Here is a 19,205-nt window from a genome sequence, read left to right as displayed (position 1 = left end):
ATCACCATGCACTTCGCATTCGACGCCCGGACCGAGGAACTCCGCGAACGGCTTCTGGCGTTCATGGAGGAGTACGTCTACCCGGCGGAGCCGGTGGCCGCCGCGCAGCGGGCGGAACTGGCCTCCCCGTGGGACACCCCCGCGGTCTTCGGGGAGCTCCGGGCCGAGGCCCGCCGCCAGGGCCTGTGGAACCTTTTCTTCACGAACGAGCACAGCCTGCCCGACCACGAGCACGGCGCGGGGCTGACCAACCTCCAGTACGCCCCGCTGGCGGAGATCACCGGGCGCAGCCCGCACCTGGCCCCGATGGCCGTCAACTGCGCGGCGCCGGACACCGGAAACATGGAGCTGCTCGCCCAGTTCGGCAGCGAGGAGCAGAAGAAGCAGTGGCTGGAGCCACTGCTGTCGGCCGATATCCGGTCGGCGTTCGCGATGACCGAGCCCGGGGTGGCCTCCTCGGACGCGGCGAACATCGAGACCCGGATCGAGCGGGTGGGCGACGAGTACGTGGTCACCGGCCGGAAGTGGTTCATCTCCGGTGCGATGAGCCCGGACTGCAAGGTGTTCATCGTGATGGGCAAGACCGACCCGCAGGGCGCGGACCCGCGCCGCCGGCAGTCGATGATCCTGGTGCCGCGCGACACCCCCGGGGTGGAGGTGCGGCGGGCGATGACGGTGTACGGGTACGAGGACCACGACCACGGCGGCCACGCGGAGGTGGTCTTCGACGGGGTGCGGGTGCCCGTCTCGAACCTGATCGGCGAGGAGGGGTCGGGGTTCGCGATCGCCCAGGCCCGGCTGGGGCCGGGCCGCATCCACCACTGCATGCGGCTGATCGGCATGGCGGAGCGGGCCATCGAGCTGATGTGCCGGCGGGCTCTGGACCGTACGGCCTTCGGCAGGCCGCTGGCCGACCAGGGCGTCGTACGGAACTGGATCGCGGACGCCCGGGTGACGGTGGAGCAGCTGCGGCTGCTGGTGCTGAAGACGGCCTGGCTGATGGACACCGCCGGCAACCGGGGGGCGCACACGGAGATCCAGGCCATCAAGATCGCGACCCCGCGCGCGGTGGTCGGGATCCTCGACGACGCGGTCCAGCTGCACGGCGCGGGCGGGGTCAGCCAGGACTTCCCGCTGGCGGAACTGTGGGCGGCTGCACGGACCCTGCGGCTGGCGGACGGCCCGGACGAGGTGCACCAGCGGTCGCTGGCGCGGCGGGAACTGGGCCGGTACGCCTGATCCCGCCCGCCGGTCCCGGCCGCCGCCCACGGGGTCGCTCCGCGAGAGGGGCCTCCGGCGCGCGGCCTACGGGCGCAGCGCGCGCAGCAGCAGGTCGGCGAGGTGGTCGGCGACCTGCTGCGGGGTGAGCGGGCCGTCCGTGCGGTACCAGGTGGAGAGGTGGTGGACGGAGCCGAAGTGGTAGTCCACCACCAGGTCCGCGGGCGTGGCGCTGGAGAACACCCCGGTGCGCTGGCCCTCTTCGATCAGGGCGCGGAACCGCTCGTGGTAGCGGCGGCGCTCGGCCCGCACCTGCTTGTACTTCTCCGGGCTCAGCTGGTGCATCGAGCGGAAGAAGATCATCGCGTCGTCGAGGTTCTCGATGGTGGTGACGACCACGTCGGCGGCCGCGGCGCGCAGCCGCTCCTCGACGGGTGCGTCCGAACCGGCGACCGTGTCGAGGCGCTGCTGCTGGAGCCGCAGCATCCGCGCGTACACCTCGTGCAGCAGGTCGTCCTTGGAGCCGAAGTAGTGGTACAGGGCGCCCTTGGTGACGCCGGCCGCCTCGACGATCTCCTGCACCGAGGTGCGGTCGTAGCCGCGTTCGGCGAACAGGCGGGTGGCGACGGCGAGCAGCCGCCGCGGTACGGGGGTGTCCGTGCCTTCCGTGGGAACCGTGGTTCTGGATGCCATCGCCCTGCTCCTCCTCTTTCGTGCAGTTTTGCGCCTGCCCGTTCCTACGAACGATTTCAGCCGCGGTCGCGCAGTTCTCGTCGCAGGATCTTGCCACTGGTCGTCTTGGGAAGAACAGCCAGGATCTCCACCTCGCGCGGGTACTTGTAGGCGGCGATCCGCTCGGCGCAGTAGGCGGACAGTTCCGCCGGTCCGGCCGAGGCACCCGGGCGCAGGCTGACGTACGCCTTGACCGTCTCGCCGCGATACGGGTCCGGGACCCCGACCACGGCGGCCTCGCGGACGGCGGGGTGGGTGTAGAGGACGTCCTCGACCTCCCGCGGCCAGACCTTGAAACCGGACGCGTTGATCATGTCCTTCTTCCGGTCGACGACGTAGAGCCAGCCGTCCGGGTCCATGAAGCCGACGTCCCCGGTGCGGAGTTCGCCGCCCGGGAAGGCCCGGGCGGTGGCTTCGGGCTGCCGCCAGTAGCCGGGCACCACCTGGGGGCCGCGGACCGCGATCTCCCCGGTCTCGCCGAAGGGCAGCTCGCGGCCGTGGTCGTCGAGGATCCGTACGAGGGTGTCCGCGCCGGGCACGCCCACGGAGAGGGTGCCGGAGGCCGGGTCGACCGGGGCCTCCAGGTGGGCGGGGACGGAGGCCGTGGCACCGGTGGTCTCGGTCAGTCCGTAGCCGTTGCGGAGGGAGCAGCCGAGGGTGGTGCGGAGCCGCTCGACGAGGGCGGGCGGGAGTGGCGCGCCACCGGAGGAGACGATCCGGAACGAGGCGAAGTGGTCGCGGGTGACGGCGGGATGGGCGGCCAGAGCCATGAAGGCGGTGGCGGGGCCGATGGTGTAGGCGGGACGGTGTTCCAGGAAGGCGTCGAGGACCGCGCCCGGTTCGAAGCGGTGGGCGAGGACGAGGGTGCCGGCGTTGACGAAGCAGGCGGCGAGCTCGCAGACCATGCCGGTGATGTGGAAGAGCGGGGCGAGGGCGAAGTACCCGGCGCCCTCGGGTATGGGGTGGCCCATGACCTGGCGCACGGCGTTGTGGGTGAGCGCTCCGTGCGGGTTGAGGGCGCCCTTGGGGGTGCCGCTGGTACCGGAGGTGTAGCTGACCAGGGCGGTGCCGGTCGCCCGCGGCTCGGGCACCGACGCGGGTTCGGCGTGGCCCCGGCGGGCCTCGGTCAGCAGGTCGAAGGCTGCGGGGGTTTCGGGACCTCGGGGGCCTTCGGGGGTCGGCGGCGACAGGTCTTCGGCCGTGTCCGCCGTAGCCGTCGCGGAGCCGAAGACGCGCGGGTCGTCGCGGGTCTGGAGGTCGCGGTCGCGGGCGGTCAGCACGGTGTGCACGGCCGTACCGGCGGTCGCCTCGCGCAGGTACGCCGTCCAGGCCGAGGCCTCGCAGACCAGGGCGGCGGCTCCGGAGTCGGCCAGGACGTGCCGGACCTCCCCCGACTTGTACATGGGGTTGAGCGGGACCACGACCGCGCCCGCCCCCCAGGCGGCGAGTACGGCGAGCACGAAGTGCGGGGTGTTCTGCAGCATCACCGCGACCCGGTCGCCCGGCCGGACCCCCCGGGCGGCGAGGTGGCCGGCCAGCGAACCGGAGAGCGCGGCGGTCTCGGCGTAGCTCAGCCGGCCGTCGAAGTAGGCGAGCGCGACGCGTTCCGGCGCCCTGGCCGCCGCCGCACGGAAAGCGTGGAGCACGCTGGGCGGGGGGTCGGCGGGCGCCAGCTGGGCGGGGCTGAGCCGGGCCAGCCAGGGGCGGGCGGCGTAGCGGGACACGGAGGATCCGGTGGGTGCGGGGGACTCGGCGGGTGCGGTGAATGCGGAGGATCCGGCGGACGCGGAGGGTCCCGGGGCCGGGTCGGGGGTCACGCGCCCTCCCAGGTGCGCTGGAGATGGTTCATGCCGGACAGCCAGCGGTCGGGGTCGGTCGCCCGGGTCGCGTAGTACCCGGCCACCTCGGGGTGCGGGAGGATCAAGAAGGTGCCCTTCGCCATGCCGTCGAACAGCGCGTCCGCGACCGCTTCCGGTTCGATCGCGGTCGGCGCGAGGACCAGCTCACCGGCCGAGCCGGCGGCGGTCAGCATGTCCGTGCGCACCCCCTGCGGGCAGATGGCATGGACCTTGATCCCGCGGTGGCGGTAGGTCAGCGAGAGCCACTCCGCGAAGGCGAGCGCGCCGTGCTTGGTGACACTGTACGGGGCGGCTCCGATCATGGTGAGCAGCCCGGCGGCCGAGACGGTGGAGACGAAGCGCCCGCTCCCCCGCTCCAGCCAGTGGGGCAGCAGCGCGCGGGCCGCGCGGACGTGCGACATCACGTTGGTCTGCCAGGCCGCGTCCCATACGGCCTCCTCAGCGAAGGGGTCTCCGCCCGAGGCGATCCCGGCGTTGGCGCAGTAGACGTCCACCGTGCCGCCCAGCGCCTCGCGGGCCTCCTCGGCGATCCGCGAGGCATCGCCGGGCAGGGCGATGGCGCGGGCCCCGATGGCGCTCGCGACGGACGCGGCCCGGGCCGGGTCGAGGTCGTTGACCACGACCGTGGCGCCTTGGGCGGCGAAGCGGTGCGCGAGGGCCTCGCCGATGCCGCCGCCCGCGCCGGTGACGACGACTCGGGCGTTCTGGTACGGGCTCACGGTGTTCTGGGGGCTCACGGGTTCCGCCTTTCGCAACCGGTGAAGAAACGGGGGTGAGGGAACGGGGGGTGAGGGAACGGGGGGTGAGGGATCTGGGGGTGAAGGGCTGCCGGGACGACGGCAGACTAACCAGTCGGTATGGGCGGTTGGAAGGGGACGGGCGCCTAGCGTGGGCGGATGAGTCTGTCGCGACGGGGGCTGTTGGGACTGGCGGGGGCCGTGGGAGCAGGAGCAGGAGCCGGTGCGGTGCCGGCCGTCGCCGAAGCCGCCGAGGTCGCCGGGGCCGCCGCTCCTGGGGCCGGGGTGGTTCACGCGGCCGCCGCTCCCCGGGCCGGGCGGGTACGGACCGGCTTCGAGGAGCTCGCCGCGGACGGGTACGCGCTGCTCGCCGGGCAGCGGGTCGGCGTGGTCACCAACCCCACCGGGATCACCGCGGATGCCCGGCACCTGGTGGACGTGCTGCACGCGGACGACCGCGTCGACCTGGTCGCGGTGTTCGGCCCGGAGCACGGCTTCCGGGGCACCGCGCAGGCCGGCGGGTCCGAGGGGCAGGGTCGCGACCCGGCGACCGGGCTGCCGGTGTACGACACGTACGGCCGGAGCGGGCAGGCCCTCGCCGACGTCTTCACCGCGGCCGGGGTGGACACGGTGGTCTTTGACATCCAGGACGTCGGGGCCCGCTTCTACACCTACGTCTGGACGCTGTACGACTGCATGCGCGCGGCCGCGCTGGCCGGGCGGGCCGTGGTGGTGCTGGACCGGCCCAACCCGGTGGGCGGGCGGCGGGCCGCCGGGCCGGTGCTGGAGCGCGCGTACGCGAGCTTCGTCGGGCGGGAGCCGGTGGCGCTGGCGCACGGCATGACGGCGGCGGAGCTGGCCCTGCTGTTCAACGGGGAGTTCCTGAAGGACCGGCCCGCCCGGCTGAGCACCGTACGGATGGCGGGGTGGCGGCGGGACGCCTTCTTCGGGGACACCGGGCTGCCGTGGGTGCCGCCGAGCCCGAACATGCCGACTCCCGACACCGCCCTCGCGTACGCGGGGACCTGCCCGTTCGAGGGGACCAACCTGTCGGAGGGGCGCGGCACGACCACCCCGTTCGAGGTGGTGGGGGCGGAGGGGGTGGACCGGCGGTGGGCGGAGGCCGCGAACGCCCTGGAGCTGCCCGGGGTGTGGTTCCGGGAGACGTACTTCACCCCGTCGTTCTCGAAGTTCGCCGGGCGCACCTGCGGCGGGGTACGGGTGCTCGTGCACGACCGGGCGGCGTTCGAGCCGGTGCGGGCCGGGATCGGGCTGCTGGTGACGGCCCGGCGGTCGTGGAGCGGGTTCGCCTGGCGGCCCGACCACTGGATCGACAAGCTGACCGGCTCGGACCGGGTGCGGCGGCTGGTGGACGCCGGCGCCGGGGTGGAGGAGGTCGTGGCGGACTGGGAGGCCGGGCTGGCACGGTTCGCGGAGGTGCGCGAGCAGTACCTGCTGTACCGGTGAGGTCCGCCGTGCGAGGGGGCTGGCCGGATGCCCGGCGCGGCGGGATGCTGGAGCCGCGGTGACGGAGCGCGGCGGCGAGGGGGGACCTCATGTCGGGTGCGAGTCGGGGCGCGGCCCTGGGGGTTGGCCCGTACGCGGAACTGACCTTCGACGCAGAGGGGGACGTGGATCCCGGGTCGCGGGCTGCCGTGGCCGGTCTGGAGGCCACCGACCTGCTGGTGTTCTCGCACGGCTGGAACAGCGAGCCGTCGACCGCGACCCGGCTGTACGACCGGTTCTTCGCGCCGTTCCCCGGGCTGGTCGGGCCCTCGGTACGGCTCGGCTACGTGGGCGTGGTCTGGCCGTCGATCCGGTTCGCGGACGAACCGATCCCGGACTTCGAGGTGCGCGGGGCGGGATTCGGGGCGGAGAACGGCACCGTGGCCGGGAGCGGCGCCGGGGGCACGGCCGGGCTGGATGCCGGAACCCGTTCGGCGCTGCGGGAGTTCTGGCCGGGCCGGGAAGCGGAGCTGGACCGGATCGCCGAACTGCTGGCGGAGCGCCCGGAGTCGGTGGAGGCGTTGACCGAATTCGCCGCACTGACCAGGGCTTTGGCGGGCGAGAACGGATCAGGCGCGCACACGGCCGGGCCGGGCGCGTTCGGGGCGGGCCCGCTCGGCGCGGGGGCGGCGGAGCCATTGCCGGTGATCTTCACCGGGGACCCGGCCGACGCCTGCCGGGCGCTGGCCGCCGGACTGACGGAGGCAGGCTCGACCGAGCCGGAAGGGCTGTGGAACGGCGGCAAGGAACTGCTCCGGCAGGCCACGTACCACCGGATGAAGAAGCGGGCCGGGGTGGTCGGCGAGCGCGGGCTGGGCCCCGTACTGACCGAGCTGTCGCGATCCCGCCCCCGGTTGCGGATCCATCTGATCGGGCACAGCTTCGGCGCCCGCGTGGTGTCGTTCGCGCTCCGCGCGGTGCCGGACGGCTGGGGATTCGTCCGGTCCCTGACATTGCTCCAGGGAGCCTTCTCGCACTACGCCTTCGCGGACCGGCTGCCGCACGACCGGGGCCGGGGCGGGGCGCTGGCCGGGCTGCAGCGGCGGGTGGACGGGCCGGTGGTGTCCTGCTACTCGCGGCACGACGCGGCCTTGCGGGTCTTCTACCCGCTGGCGTCCCGGATGGCGGGCGATTCAGCCGGATTCGCGGGATTCGACGCCCGGTGGGGCGCCATCGGTCACGACGGCGTCCAGGGGATCCCCGGGGCCGTGCGCATCACCCTGGACGAGGCCCTGCGGGGCGGGCTGCCGACGGCGGGTTGCGCGAGCGTGGACGCCGCTTCGGTCGTCCGGCGGGGCGGTCCCCCGTCGGGGGCGCACAGCGACATCTGCCACGAGGAACTCGCCCGGGTGGTGGTCGCGGCGGGGCGTATGGGGCGCTGAGTTCCGGCCACGTGCCACCCGTACGCCTCGACCGCCCCCGCATGCGCCCACACGGGTCCGGGCATGTTGGCCACGGAGGTGGAGGTGCGCACGGAGGTGACGATGCGATGGCGGGTTTCCGGAGCCTGGCGGTCCAGGTGCGCGACGCGCGCAACGACCGCGCCTTGCGGCGGCATTCGCTGCGCCGCTGTCTGGAGAGATTCGCGCCGTACGGGCACAGGGCCACCTGGTGGCACCTGTGCGACCGGCACGGGATAGGGCCGGAGGACCGGGCGGCGGATCCACAGCGGCTGGTGGCGGCGCTGGAGGAACTGGAGGAGGCCAGGGCGGTCTGGCTGGAGTACGAGCGGCACTTCGCCGAGCGGCGGCGCCGGGAGAAGCACGACGGGCTGCGCCGGCCGGAGTGGGCGTGGGGCGGTGAGGCGGTGGCGCGCTGCGCCGACCCGGGGATCCGGCCGAAGGAGCCGCTGGGCGAGGTGCTGCGGCGGCTGGTGAAGGCACTGGAGTCGGAGCCGGGCACGACCTGCCCGGTGTGCGGCGCCCGGGAACTGTGCTGGGGACAGGCGCAGCCGGAGCCCCCGCCGCAGGGGGCCCAGCCGTGGGACGGCCCGGTGTGCGCCGGCTGCGGCATCGTCGTACCGCGGCCCGCCCTGGCGGACGCGGACACGGACACAAGTACGGGGACGGAAGCGGGCACAGGCATGGGCACGGGTACCGGTACGCCATGACGGCTGCGCGGCGGGGGCGGCCGGCGACGGGGGTGGTGGCGGCCACGGCGGCTCGGGAGCGGGTGGCGGCGGTGCGCGGCGCGGAGCCGCACGCCCCGGAGCCGCCCGGTGCGGCGGTGCTCCAGGTGGCGCTGAACGGCTCGCGTACGGCGGCGGAGGGCGCGGCGGTGCCGATGTCGCCGGAAGCGCTGGTCGAGGCGGCGGTCGCATCGGTCGCGGCGGGAGCCACCGAGGTGCTGGTGCACCCGCGCACCCCGTGCGGACGGGAGTCCCTGTCGCCGCGTGTGGTCGGGCCGGTGCTCGCCGCGCTCCGGGCGGCGGTCCGCGTACCGCTGGCGGTGTGCGCGACGGTGGCGACGGAGCCGGACCCGGCGGCGCGGCTCGCCCGGATCGCAGGCTGGGAGGTCCTCCCGGACCGCGCGGTGGTCGACCTTTCGGAGCCGGGCGCGGTGGACCTGGCGATGGCCCTGGCGGGACGGGGTGTCGCGGTGGACGGCGTAGTCCGTCCGCTCCCGGTGTGCCTGTCTCCCGCGACGGAGGACGTTCCCGGCCGCCCCGGGGATCTCCCGCACCGGCCGGACGGCCTCCCTCACCCTCTGGAAGGCCTCCCGCTGACGCGCTTGCTGGTGCCGCTGCCGGGTGGCGGCGCACTGGGCCGGCTGTCCTTGCGCATGCCCTGCCACGGCCCCGAAGTGCCGCTCGCCCGGCTGCTCGAGGCCTGTGCGGGCGAGGTGGTGCTGTACGGACGCGACGGTGCCGCCTGGCCCGTGCTGCGGTCGGCCGCGCGGCTGGGTGCGGGACGCCGCACCGGCATCGGAGACGTCCTCCACCTCCCGGACGGCCGCCCGGCCCCGTCCAACGCCGCCCTGGTCACGGCGGCCCTGGCCTCCGGCCGTGAGGGCGGCTCCGCCGCTAGAGGCGGGAGCCGGTGATCACGGCGCCGATGGCGTCGTCGGGGTTCGACAGGGCACAGGACTTCAGCGACAGGCATCCGCAGCCGATGCAGTCGGAGAGCTGGTCCCGCAGCCGCGACAGGCGCTCCAGCCTGGCGTCGAGTTCGGCGCGCCACAGTTCCGACAGCCGCGCCCAGTCCTCGCGGGTCGGGGTCCTCTCCTCCGGGAGCTGCGCGAGCGCCTCGCGGATCGCGTCCAGCGGCATGCCGACCCGTTGGGCTGCCCGTACGAACGCCACCCGGCGCAGCGTGTCGCGGGTGAAGCGCCGCTGGTTGCCGGAGGTGCGGCGGCTGCTGATCAGCCCCTTCGACTCGTAGAAGTGGAGCGCGGAGACCGCCGCCCCGCTGCGCGCGGACAGCTGGCCGACGGTGAGTTCGTGGATCTTCTCGGGAATCTGCGGCACCCTGCCGAGGGTAGTCGGCCTACCTTGTTCCGTTGACAGATACATGCCGCCGAACCATTCTGAGCAAGCGCTTGTTCCGATGATGTTGCGATGACCTCCGATGACCCGATGGCCCCAGAGGGAGACCCATGGCCGAGCCGAAGATCTTCACGTCCGCGGATGAGCTACGGGCCGGGGTCGGCGAACCGCTCGGCCCCGGCGACTGGCTGGAGGTCGACCAGAAACGGATCGACCTCTTCGCCGACGCGACCGGCGACCACCAGTGGATCCACGTCGACCCCGAGCGTGCCGCGTCCGGGCCGTTCGGCTCGACCATCGCGCACGGCTATCTGACCCTGTCGCTGCTGCCCACCCTGGTGCCGCAGATCATGCGGGTCGAGGGCATGCGCATGGGCATCAACTACGGCGTGGACAAGGTGCGTTTCCCCGCCGTCGTGCCGGTCGGCTCACGGCTGCGCGCGACCGCCGTCATCACCTCCGTGACCGAGGCGGGCGGCGGGGTACAGGTCGCGGCGACCGTCACGGTCGAGCGTGAGGGCGGCGAGAAGCCGGTGTGCGTGGCGGAGACGGTGTCCCGCTACTACTTCTGACTTCCGAGCGGGTGGCGCTACGCCTGGCGTGCGCCCACCATGCGGAGCACGAGGTCGGCGTAGAGCGCGCCGACCTCGTCGGGTGTCCGGTTCCCCGCCGCGTTGAACCAGCGGGCCACGTCGATGCAGAGCGAGAGCACAGCCAGGGTGGTGCCCGGGACGTCGGGGACGTCGAACTCGCCCGCCTCCACCCCTTCGGCGAGGATCCGGCGGACCGCCGCATCGCTCTCACGGCGCAGTGCCACGATTTCGGAGCGGTGCTCCGGACCGAGAGCATCGAGCTCGTACTGGACCACCCGTGCGGTGGTGTGGTGGGCGGCGTGCCACCGCACGAAGGACCGCACGGCGGCGTCGAGCCGTGCGGCGGCGCTCCCGGGGCCGTCTGCCGCCGTCGTCAGGATCTCCAGCGCCTTGTCGTGGCCGATCCGGCTGATCCGGTGGAGGAGTTCCTCTTTGGTCTTGTAGTGGATGTAGAGCGCCGCCGGGCTCATCCCGGCGCGCTGCGCGATGTCACGCGTGGTGGTGGCGTGGTACCCGCGCTCCGCGAAGGCTTCCACGGCCGCGATCAGCAGCCGCCGCGCCGCGTCGGGGGCGACCTCCGACCACGGCACGTACCCGCCGCCGCTGCCGCCGGTCTCCTCCGCGCTGACCATCGCTCGTTCACCTCTCCGCCTCGGGGAGTGAACACCTTACCGGAGGCTGAGCAAGCGCTTAGCCCACACCGCTCCCCTCCACCGCCCTCCGCGCCCCTCCCCTACCCCGCCGCCTTCGGGGTCTGAGGCCGGTACGGGTCGTAGTCCGTCATGATCTTCTCCATCCGGGCCTGGTCCACCCGGCTGACGATCTGGTCCGCCTCCTGCCGGTCCCGGATCACCTTGGCCAGCGTGAAGGCCGAGGTGGTGAGGTAGAGGACGGAGATGCCGAGGAAGGCCCGGACCCAGGCGTCCGCGTCCAGGTTGTAGATCCCGAGGGCCACCGCGCTGATCGCGACGCCGAAGGAGGCGATGGCCTGGCCGTAGTACGCCCCCGTGTTCTGCTGCTTAACCGGTGTCTCGTTCATGGGCCCAGCTTCCCGCCGGTGCCGCCGGGCGGGAATCCGTACGCGTACTCAGGTGGGTACTCAGAACCCGCCGCCGGAGGCACGGCTCAGAAGGCCGAAACCCCCGTGCGGGCACGGCCGATGAGGAGCTTCTGGATCTGACTGGTGCCCTCGTAGAGGGTCATCACGCGGGCGTCGCGCAACAGCTTGCCCGCCGGATACTCGTCGACGTACCCGTAACCGCCGTGCACCTGGAGCGCGTTGCCCGCCGCACGGACCGCCGCCTCGGAGGCGAAGAGCTTGGCCGTGGCCGATTCGGTGGCGAAGGGCCGGCCGCGGTCGATCAGGTCGGCGACCCGCCAGGTGAGCAGCCTGGCCGCGTCCACGTCCACCGAGATGTCGGCGATCAGCTCCTGGACCAGCTGGTGGCCGGCGATCGGCTTGCCGAACTGCTCGCGGCCGGCGGCGTACGACACGGCCGCCTCCAGGGCCGCCTGGGCGATGCCGACGCAGCCGGCGGCCACCGACATCCGGCCCTTGGCGAGGGCGGACATCGCCACCGGGAAGCCCTTGCCCTCGGGGCCGAGCATGGACGAGGCGGGCACCCGGACGTCCTCCAGGACCAGTTCGGCGGTGGCCTGGCCGCGCAGGCCGAGCTTGCCGCGGACCTCGCGCCGGGTCAGGCCGGGGCTGTCGGCCGGGACGAGGAAGGCCGATATCCCGCGGTGGCCCGGCTCGTCGCCGGTCCGGGCGAACAGGAGGACCACATCGGCCCAGGTGCCGTTGGTGATGAACATCTTGCTGCCGTTCACCACGTACGCGCCGCCGCCGTCCGAGCGCACCGCCCGGGTGGTGAGGCTGCCCGCGTCCGAGCCGGCGCCGGGCTCGGTGAGGCCGAAGCAGCCGAGGGCCTCGCCGGAGCAGAGCCGGGGCAGCCATTCCCGCTTCTGCTCCTCGCTCCCCCATGCGGCGACGGTCTTCGCGACCAGGCCGAGCGAGACGGAGACGATGCCGCGCACCGACGAGTCGCCGCGGCCGAGTTCTTCGGTGACCAGGCAGTACGAGAGGTGGTCGCCGCCGGAGCCGCCGTACTCCTCGGGGACGGTGAGCCCGAGGAAACCCAGGTCGCCGAGCTTCTTGACGATCGACCGGTCGACGCTTTCGGCACGGTCCCAGTCGGCGGCGTACGGGGCGATCTCACGGTCGGCGAAGTCGCGGGCGAGGCGCCGCACGGCGGTCTGCTCCTCGCTGAGCTCCAGGTTCACGGCCATCCCCCACCGGGCGTTTAATTAGCAGCGGTAGTTTTCGGTTTCCGGGGCCTACTATGTGGCGCATGGCCAGACCGCGCAAGCCCCTCCTGAGCAGAGACCGCATCGTCGAGACGGCCGGCGCTCTGGTGGACGCGGAAGGGCTGGAGGCCGTTTCGACGCGTCGGCTGGCGGCCGCGCTCGGGGTCAGCGGGCCTTCCCTCTACAACCACTTCCGCACCAAGGACGAGATCCTGGACGCGGTCGCGGACGCGGTGAGCGCGCGCGTGGACCTGTCGATGTTCGAGGAGTCGGACGGCCGGAACTGGCGGACCGCACTGCACGACTGGGCCCACTCCTACCGGGCGGCCCTGGCCGACCACCCGCACATCGTGCCGGTGCTGGCACGTGGACCGGGGCGTCGGCCGGCCGGACTGCGGGTCGCGGACGCGGTGTTCGGGGCGATGACGGCGGCGGGCTGGCCGCCCGCCCAGGCGACCCGGATCGGCGCGCTGATGCGCTACTTCATCCTGGGCTCGGCGGTGGGCTCGTTCGCGGGCGGTTTCGTGGACGACGAGCAGGCGTACGACCCGGCGGACTACCCCCACCTCGGACAGGCACACCTGCTGGCGGAACGCCGGCGCGAGGTGGACGAGGGCGCCTTCGAAACGGGCCTGACAGCCCTGCTGGACGGGCTGGCCCTGCAGTACGAAGCGATCCGACGCCATCATGACCGGCAGATGTGATCTTGTTCCTAGGATGACCGCATGCCTCTGTCGCCGTACCGCTCCGCCGCTGTAGTCGCCACGCTGGTCAGTCTGTTGTCCGCCGGCCTGTCAGGTTGCTCCTCCGGGCGCCCTGGCGTGGAGGAAGCAAAGCCGTCCGCGCCGGGCGCTCCCGGCACCACAGCGGCGAAGCCGGCAGCCCCGAAGCCGGAGGGAGCGCTCGGCGACATCCTGGTCGCCGGACGCCCGGTCACCGGATCGGAGGCTTCCGGGCTGCCCCAGGCCCCGTGGCGGCGCACTTACACGGACGGAGCTCTGTACTCGGCCGTCACCGGCTACCGTTCGCTGCCGTTCGGGGCTGCCGGACTCGAAGGCCTCCTGCAGAAGAAGATCGACGCGGGCGAGGACGTGGTGACCACCATCGACCCGGTGCTCCAGCGTGCCGCCTTCGACGCACTGCGCGGGCGAAAGGGCGCCGCGATCGTCCTCGACGCGCGGACGGGCGAGATCGCCGCCCTGGTGAGCGCCCCCGCGTTCGACCCCGGCACCTTCAGCGGGAACCGGGTGGCCGACGGAAAGGCGTGGGACCGGCTCAAGGACGACCCCGACAAGCCCCTCTTCAACAAGGCCCTCCGCAACGCGGAGAACATCGGCTCCGCCGCCCATGTCGTCGTCGCGGCCACCGCCCTGGAGAAGGGGCTGCTCGCCTCGGTGGACACCCCGACGCTCAGCCCGGCCGTGCACACCGTCCCCGACAGCACGGCTCAGTTCGCCGGGGACCCCGCCCACTGCGCCAACGCGAGTCTGCGGGTGGCCCTCCGCCACGCCTGCTCGAACGTCTTCGCCCGTCTCGCGGCCGACCTGGGTGCCGAGGCCCTGGCCGCCACGGCCGGGGAGTTCGGCTTCAACGTGGAGCAGATGGACACGCCGCTGCGGACCTGGGTGAGCACCTGGCCCGAACGGCCGGGGAATCCGGCACAGCTCGCGCTGACGGCCAACGGCCTCTTCGACACCAAGGCCGTCCCCGTGCACATGGCGATGGTGATGGCCGCGATCGGCAACGGCGGCACCCGGGTCCACCCCCGGATGGTGAACGACCCCAAGACGCCCGCACCCGCCGGGCGCGCCGTCTCCCGGCACACCGCCGAGCAGCTGCGGTCCGCCGTCGGGGACTCGGTGAGCGCCTGGGTGCCCTCCGCCTCGGTCACCTGGGCCCTGGCATCCGGCTCGGGTCCGGGCGGCCGCCCGCTCGCCGTGGCGGTCTGCCTCTCCACCTCCGCCGACACCACCGGGGAGGCGGCCCGGATCGCCGGGCGGCTCGCGGGGTCGGCACGGCTCTGATCGCGGCGCCCGGCGTCCGGGGCGGCGCCCGCAGGCGGGCCGTCTGCCCCGGGGGGCCTCGTGAGGGCTACTTCGGGGCCACCCGGCAGGCCTGGGCCGCGGTGTCGTTGGAGATGCCGGCCTCGACGAGGCTGGCGGAGCAGCTGGTCTGGTTGCCGATCTGGCCCTGGTAGCAGGCCTGCCGGACGGCGTCCGTGACCTGCTTGCCGCTTTGCGACACGGCTTGTTCGCACTGCTGCATGTCGGCGTGGGCCGCCGGGCCCGCGAAGACGACGGCACCGGCGGCGAGGACCAGGCCGGCGAGGAGGCTGGGGATACGAGCCGACGAACGCATGCGGATGCACCTGCTCTCTCGGTCGGTTACGCGATCCGCCAGTGCGCCGGACCACGGGCGGGGGCGACGCGGAGCAGGCTGTCCGAGGGGCGACCGGCTCGACGCAACGGTCACCCTCGCCCTTCCGACGCTAGAGCACCCCACCGGCGCACGCACCTCGGACCGGCCGGGGTCCGCCGGGGCCCCGGCCGGACGGGCGTTCGGGGGCGGGCCGGGGCCGGGGGCGTACGCGGGGCGTGCGGCGGAGTGTCAGAAGACGACCAGGGACCGTCCTCCCCTGCCCGCCAGCATCGCCTCGAAGGCGGCCGGAATGTCCTTCAGGCCGATCCGGTCGGTGATGAGAGCGCCGAGGTCGAGGCGGCCCGCCAGGACGTGTTCGGCCAGCACCGGGAGGTCGCGGGCGGGGTCGCTGTTGCCGTAGACGCAGCCGGTGAGGGTGCGGGCGAAGTGGAAGATCTCCAGCGCGTGGAAGGCGACCTGCTGCTCCTTGCCGCCGATGCCGACGACGGTGGTGCGGCCGCCCCGCCGGGTGGACTCCCAGGCGGTCCGGATGGTCTCGGCCCGGCCGACGCATTCGACGGCCACGTCCGCGCCCTGGCCGCCGGTCAGGGCGCGGATCTCCTTGGCGGTGGTCCCGGAGGCGAGGACGAACTCGGTGGCGCCGGCCGCACGGGCCAGTTCCTCCTTGGCCGGGGAGACGTCCACCGCGATCAGCGGTCCCGCCCCGGCGATACGGGCTCCCTGGAGCGCGGCGAGGCCGACACCGCCCACGCCGAACACGGCCACCGACTCCCCGGGGCGCACCTGTGCGCTGTGGTGGACGGCGCCGTAGCCGGTGAGTACGGCGCAGCCGAGCAGGGCGGCCTCGGCGAGGGGGATGCCGGCGGGGGCGGGCAGCACGCAGTTGGCCGCGACGACGGTCTCCTCGGCGAACGCGGCGACGTTGAGACCGGGGTGGAGCTCGGTGCCCCGGTCGTCGTGGGCGTAGACCTCGCCGACGCCGGTGAGGGCCTTGGCGCAGAGCCAGACCTCGCCGATGCCGCAGTGGTGGCAGTCGCCGCAGGACGGCGCCCAGTTGAGGACCACTCCGTCGCCGGGGGCGACATGGGTGACGCCCCCGCCGACGGACACGACCGTGCCGGCGCCCTCGTGCCCGAGGACGGCGGGCACCGGAACCCGCATGGTGCCGTTGGTGAGGGAGAGGTCGGAGTGGCAGACCCCGGCGGCGGCGAGCCGGACCCGGACCTGGCCGGGGCCGGGCTCGGGCAGAACGATCTCCCGTATCTCCAGCGGTGCTCCGACAGCGGGCAGGATGGCGGCGCGGACCATGATGGCGATCTTCTCCGTCTGCGTGGGTGGGTGCTTCGGGGGCTAGGGTCTGTCCGGCGGATCAGGGCCCCGGCCATGATCCGCCGGACAGACCCTAGGCGGTCAGAACTGCAGGGACTTGGTCTGGAGGTACTCGGCCAGGCCGTGCGGTCCGAGCTCGCGGCCGACACCGGACTGCTTGAAGCCGCCGAACGGTGCGAGCGGGTTGAACCGGCCGCCGTTGATGTCCACCTGACCGGTGTCCATGCGACGGGCGAAGGCGACGGCGGTGTCCTCGTCTGCCGCCCAGACCGCGCCGCCGAGGCCGTAGACGGTGCCGTTGGCGATCCGGAGGGCGTCCTCCTCGTCCTCGTAGCGCAGGATCGAGAGGACCGGGCCGAAGATTTCCTCCTGGGCGATGGTCATCTCGGGGGTGACGTCCGCGAAGACCGTGGGCGTGACGAAGTAGCCCCGGTCGTGGGGCGCTTCGGGGCCGCCCGCGACGAGGCGGGCACCTTCCTCGATGCCCTTGTCGATGTAGCCGCGGACCCGGTCCCGCTGCTTGGCGTTGATCACCGGGCCGAGCCGGGTCCCGGTCTCGCGCGGGTCCCCGACCGGGTAGCCGGCGACCGCCTCCGCGGCCAGGGCCACGGCCTCCTCGTACTGGTCGCGGTGGACCAGCATGCGGGTGAGGGCGTTGCAGCTCTGGCCCGAGTTGTTCATGACGTGGCCGACACCGGTGGCGACGGCCTTGGCGAGATCGGCGCCGGGCAGGATGACATTGGCCGATTTGCCACCCAGCTCCAGGGCGACCCGCTTGACCGCCGCGCCGGCGGTGGCGCCGACGAGCCGGCCGACGGCGGTGGAGCCGGTGAAGGACACGAGGTCGACGTCCGGGTGGGCGGCCAGCGCCTGCCCGGCGACCGGGCCGGTACCGGTCACCAGGTTGAACACGCCGGCCGGTACGCCGGCCTCGGCGACCGCCTCGGCGAAGAGCTGCGCGGTCAGCGGGGTGTCCTCGGCGGGCTTGAGGACGACCGTGCAGCCCGCCGCGAGAGCGGGTGCCGCCTTGGCAACGATCTGGTGCAGCGGGTAGTTCCAGGGCGTAATGGCCCCGACGACACCGACGGGGGCCAGCAGCACGGTGGAGTTCCCGATGCGCTCCTCGAAGGGGTGCCCGGCGGCGATCTCCGCGAACGACGATGCCACCGCGATCGGCGCCCCGACGTGCACCATCTCGGAGAAGCCGAGCGGAGCGCCGAGCTCGGCGGTGATCAGCTCGGCGAACTCCTTCCTGCGGGCGACCAGGACGTCACGTACGGCGGCGATCCGGGCGGCGCGCTCGGCGGGCGGGGTGGCCGCCCAGCCGGGGAAGGCCTCGCGGGCCGCCCGTACCGCCGCGTCCACGTCCTCGGCGGTACCGGCCGGGACACCGGCCAGGACCTGCTCGTCCGCCGGGTTGACGACCTCGATCCGGTCGCGGCCTGCGGCGGGCCGCCATTCCCCGCCGATGTACATGCCGTCGTGGGCCTTCATGGGCTTCCTCCCGGGCCGATGCGCGATGAACCTCGCAGACACCCTACAAACTAGCATCGCTAGTTTCCTGTTCGCCGGGCTCAGATGATGCCGAAAAGCATCCCCGCGGCGAGGACCACCAGGGAGGTGAGGGCCGCCCATTTCACCGTGAAGCGGGTGTGGTCCCCGAATTCCACCTTGGCCATGCCGACGAGTACGTAGACGGCCGGGACCAGCGGGCTGGACATGTGCAGGGCCTGGCCGACCAGGGAGGCGCGGGCGATCTCCAGCGGGGAGACCCCGTGCGCGGCCCCGGCCTCGGCGAGCACCGGCAGGACACCGAAGTAGAAGCCGTCGTTGGACATGAAGTAGGTGAGCGGCAGGCTCAGCAGGCCGGTGACCAGGGCCATGTGCGGGCCCATGCCCTCCGGGACGGCGTCGACCAGCCAGTCGGCCATGTGCTTGACCATGCCGGTGCCGGTGAGGACCCCGGTGAAGACGGCGGCGGCGAAGACCATGCCGGCGACGTTGAGGACGTTCTCGGCATGGGCGGCGATGCGCTCCTTCTGCTCGGCCATCCGGGGGAAGTTGACGGTGAGCGCGAGGGCGGCGCCGAGCAGGAACAGCACCGGGATGGGGAGCAGTTCCGTGATCATCGCGGTGAGCAGCGCGACGGTCAGTCCGGCGTTGAACCAGTAGAGCCGGGGCCGGAGCGTGGCGCGGTGCGGGTCCAGGCCCCGGAAGCCGTCGTCGTCCTCCGGGGCGGCGGGCGCCGCGTGGTCGCCCGTAGCGCCGACGGCCTTGGCCGGCGCGGCTCCGGATCCCGCCGCGGTCCCGGCACCGCCGGCCGTGACCAGCACCTCCTCGCTCGCGGCCGTTCCGCCCGGCATGACCAGGGACCCGACACGGCGCCGCTCGCGTACGCCCAGCACGTAGGCGAGGACGAAGACGAAGAGCAGACCGACGGCCAGCGCCGGGATCATCGGGACGAAGATGTCGGCGGCGTCCAGCTTGAGGGCGGTGGCGGCGCGGGCCGTGGGGCCGCCCCAGGGCAGGGTGTTCATGACGCCGTTGGCGGTGGCGGCCACACCGGTCATGACCACCAGGCTGAGGCCCAGCCGCTTGTACAGCGGGTACATGGCCGAGACCGTGATCATGAAGGTGGTGGAGCCGTCGCCGTCGAGCGAGACCACCGCGGCGAGCACCGCGGTGCCGACGACGACGCGCATCGGGTCGGCCCTGCAGAAGCGCAGGATGCCCCGGACGATCGGGTCGAACAGGCCGACGTCGATCATGACGCCGAAGTAGACGATGGCGAACATCAGCATGGCGGCGGTCGGGGCGAGCTTCCCGACGCCTTCGATGACGTAGTCGCCGAGCTGCGCGCCCTGGCCGACGGCGACGCAGAAGAGGGCGGGGACGAGGACGAGAGCCGCGATCGGCGACATCTTTTTCATCATGATCAGGACCAGGAACGTCGCGATCATGGCAAAACCGAGGATGGTCAGCATGCAGGGAAGGTAAGGAGGGCGTTAACCGGCCAACAAGGGGTGCGCGCGTGAGCAATACGAGCAAAACCCCAGCTCAG

General features: G+C 73.2%; 19 protein-coding genes. 8 read left to right on the top strand and 11 right to left on the bottom strand.

Annotation, left to right across the window (positions count from 1 at the left end; all coding sequences use genetic code 11):
* The first annotated feature begins 6 nt into the window (after positions 1-6).
* A complete protein-coding gene (locus ACGFQ9_RS29505) occupies positions 7-1,239 on the top strand; it encodes an acyl-CoA dehydrogenase family protein (RefSeq protein WP_393577966.1) in 1,233 nt (410 codons plus the stop codon).
* A 66-nt stretch (positions 1,240-1,305) separates the two neighbouring features.
* Here ACGFQ9_RS29505 and ACGFQ9_RS29500 read toward each other — a convergent pair whose 3' ends face one another.
* The 3 genes from ACGFQ9_RS29500 to ACGFQ9_RS29490 all read right to left on the bottom strand — a co-directional run bounded on the left by ACGFQ9_RS29500 (position 1,306) and on the right by ACGFQ9_RS29490 (position 4,528).
* Positions 1,306-1,911, bottom strand: coding sequence for a TetR/AcrR family transcriptional regulator (locus ACGFQ9_RS29500; protein ID WP_393577965.1), 606 nt, complete (start codon positions 1,909-1,911; stop codon positions 1,306-1,308).
* A 56-nt stretch (positions 1,912-1,967) separates the two neighbouring features.
* A complete protein-coding gene (locus ACGFQ9_RS29495) occupies positions 1,968-3,674 on the bottom strand; it encodes an AMP-binding protein (RefSeq protein WP_393578187.1) in 1,707 nt (568 codons plus the stop codon).
* An 89-nt stretch (positions 3,675-3,763) separates the two neighbouring features.
* On the bottom strand, positions 3,764-4,528 hold the full coding sequence (locus tag ACGFQ9_RS29490) for an SDR family oxidoreductase (RefSeq protein ID WP_393578186.1): 765 nt from the start codon (positions 4,526-4,528) through the stop codon (positions 3,764-3,766).
* A 177-nt stretch (positions 4,529-4,705) separates the two neighbouring features.
* Here ACGFQ9_RS29490 and ACGFQ9_RS29485 point away from each other — a divergent pair, with 177 nt between their 5' ends.
* The 4 genes from ACGFQ9_RS29485 to ACGFQ9_RS29470 all read left to right on the top strand — a co-directional run bounded on the left by ACGFQ9_RS29485 (position 4,706) and on the right by ACGFQ9_RS29470 (position 9,094).
* Positions 4,706-6,013 carry an exo-beta-N-acetylmuramidase NamZ domain-containing protein gene (locus tag ACGFQ9_RS29485; protein ID WP_393577963.1) on the top strand — a complete coding sequence of 436 codons (1,308 nt, stop codon included), beginning with the start codon at positions 4,706-4,708 and terminating at the stop codon, positions 6,011-6,013.
* Positions 6,014-6,102: 89 nt separating this feature from the next.
* On the top strand, positions 6,103-7,434 hold the full coding sequence (locus tag ACGFQ9_RS29480; protein ID WP_393577961.1) for a serine-threonine protein kinase: 1,332 nt from the start codon (positions 6,103-6,105) through the stop codon (positions 7,432-7,434).
* Positions 7,435-7,541: 107 nt separating this feature from the next.
* Complete coding sequence (locus tag ACGFQ9_RS29475; RefSeq protein ID WP_393577960.1) at positions 7,542-8,162, top strand: hypothetical protein; 621 nt, start codon at positions 7,542-7,544, stop codon at positions 8,160-8,162.
* Positions 8,159-9,094 carry a 3-keto-5-aminohexanoate cleavage protein gene (locus tag ACGFQ9_RS29470; protein WP_393577959.1) on the top strand — a complete coding sequence of 312 codons (936 nt, stop codon included), beginning with the start codon at positions 8,159-8,161 and terminating at the stop codon, positions 9,092-9,094. Before ACGFQ9_RS29475 ends, ACGFQ9_RS29470 begins: the two co-directional genes overlap by 4 nt.
* On the opposite strand, the gene soxR is transcribed toward ACGFQ9_RS29470, so the two are convergent.
* Positions 9,075-9,518 carry a redox-sensitive transcriptional activator SoxR gene (soxR, locus tag ACGFQ9_RS29465; RefSeq protein WP_393577957.1) on the bottom strand — a complete coding sequence of 148 codons (444 nt, stop codon included), beginning with the start codon at positions 9,516-9,518 and terminating at the stop codon, positions 9,075-9,077. The genes ACGFQ9_RS29470 and soxR overlap by 20 nt on opposite strands.
* A 128-nt stretch (positions 9,519-9,646) precedes the next feature.
* Between soxR and ACGFQ9_RS29460 the strand changes: the two genes are divergently transcribed.
* A complete protein-coding gene (locus ACGFQ9_RS29460; RefSeq protein WP_393577956.1) occupies positions 9,647-10,108 on the top strand; it encodes a MaoC family dehydratase in 462 nt (153 codons plus the stop codon).
* A gap of 17 nt (positions 10,109-10,125) precedes the next feature.
* Here the strand turns inward: ACGFQ9_RS29460 and ACGFQ9_RS29455 are convergent, their stop codons facing one another.
* The 3 genes from ACGFQ9_RS29455 to ACGFQ9_RS29445 all read right to left on the bottom strand — a co-directional run bounded on the left by ACGFQ9_RS29455 (position 10,126) and on the right by ACGFQ9_RS29445 (position 12,412).
* Positions 10,126-10,761 (bottom strand): TetR/AcrR family transcriptional regulator, encoded by a 636-nt coding sequence (locus ACGFQ9_RS29455; protein ID WP_393577955.1) that lies wholly within the window; start codon positions 10,759-10,761, stop codon positions 10,126-10,128.
* A gap of 101 nt (positions 10,762-10,862) precedes the next feature.
* Positions 10,863-11,168: a YiaA/YiaB family inner membrane protein gene (locus tag ACGFQ9_RS29450; RefSeq protein WP_393577954.1), complete on the bottom strand. Its 306-nt coding sequence runs from the start codon at positions 11,166-11,168 to the stop codon at positions 10,863-10,865.
* An 86-nt stretch (positions 11,169-11,254) separates the two neighbouring features.
* Complete coding sequence (locus ACGFQ9_RS29445) at positions 11,255-12,412, bottom strand: acyl-CoA dehydrogenase family protein (protein WP_393577953.1); 1,158 nt, start codon at positions 12,410-12,412, stop codon at positions 11,255-11,257.
* A 59-nt stretch (positions 12,413-12,471) separates the two neighbouring features.
* Between ACGFQ9_RS29445 and ACGFQ9_RS29440 the strand changes: the two genes are divergently transcribed.
* Together ACGFQ9_RS29440 and ACGFQ9_RS29435 are read left to right on the top strand one after the other, a co-directional pair.
* Positions 12,472-13,140: a TetR/AcrR family transcriptional regulator gene (locus tag ACGFQ9_RS29440; RefSeq protein WP_393577952.1), complete on the top strand. Its 669-nt coding sequence runs from the start codon at positions 12,472-12,474 to the stop codon at positions 13,138-13,140.
* Between the two features lie 117 nt (positions 13,141-13,257).
* On the top strand, positions 13,258-14,460 hold the full coding sequence (locus ACGFQ9_RS29435; RefSeq protein ID WP_393577951.1) for a penicillin-binding transpeptidase domain-containing protein: 1,203 nt from the start codon (positions 13,258-13,260) through the stop codon (positions 14,458-14,460).
* Positions 14,461-14,527: 67 nt separating this feature from the next.
* On the opposite strand, the gene ACGFQ9_RS29430 is transcribed toward ACGFQ9_RS29435, so the two are convergent.
* The 4 genes from ACGFQ9_RS29430 to ACGFQ9_RS29415 all read right to left on the bottom strand — a co-directional run bounded on the left by ACGFQ9_RS29430 (position 14,528) and on the right by ACGFQ9_RS29415 (position 19,128).
* Positions 14,528-14,794, bottom strand: a complete 267-nt coding sequence (locus ACGFQ9_RS29430) for a hypothetical protein (protein ID WP_393577950.1) — start codon at positions 14,792-14,794, stop codon at positions 14,528-14,530.
* A 249-nt stretch (positions 14,795-15,043) separates the two neighbouring features.
* Positions 15,044-16,123, bottom strand: coding sequence for a zinc-binding dehydrogenase (locus tag ACGFQ9_RS29425; RefSeq protein ID WP_393577949.1), 1,080 nt, complete (start codon positions 16,121-16,123; stop codon positions 15,044-15,046).
* 102 nt (positions 16,124-16,225) lie between these two features.
* The gene (locus ACGFQ9_RS29420; RefSeq protein ID WP_393577948.1) at positions 16,226-17,638 is read right to left on the bottom strand and encodes an aldehyde dehydrogenase family protein; all 1,413 of its coding nucleotides are present in this window, start codon (positions 17,636-17,638) and stop codon (positions 16,226-16,228) included.
* Between the two features lie 80 nt (positions 17,639-17,718).
* Positions 17,719-19,128 carry a CitMHS family transporter gene (locus ACGFQ9_RS29415; protein WP_393577946.1) on the bottom strand — a complete coding sequence of 470 codons (1,410 nt, stop codon included), beginning with the start codon at positions 19,126-19,128 and terminating at the stop codon, positions 17,719-17,721.
* Positions 19,129-19,205 lie beyond the last annotated feature (77 nt).

This window comes from Streptomyces sp. NPDC048603 (assembly GCF_043199475.1).
GTDB lineage: Bacteria > Actinomycetota > Actinomycetes > Streptomycetales > Streptomycetaceae > Streptomyces.
Note: the sequence above shows the minus strand (reverse complement) of the source record. Positions and strands in the feature narration are given on the sequence as shown.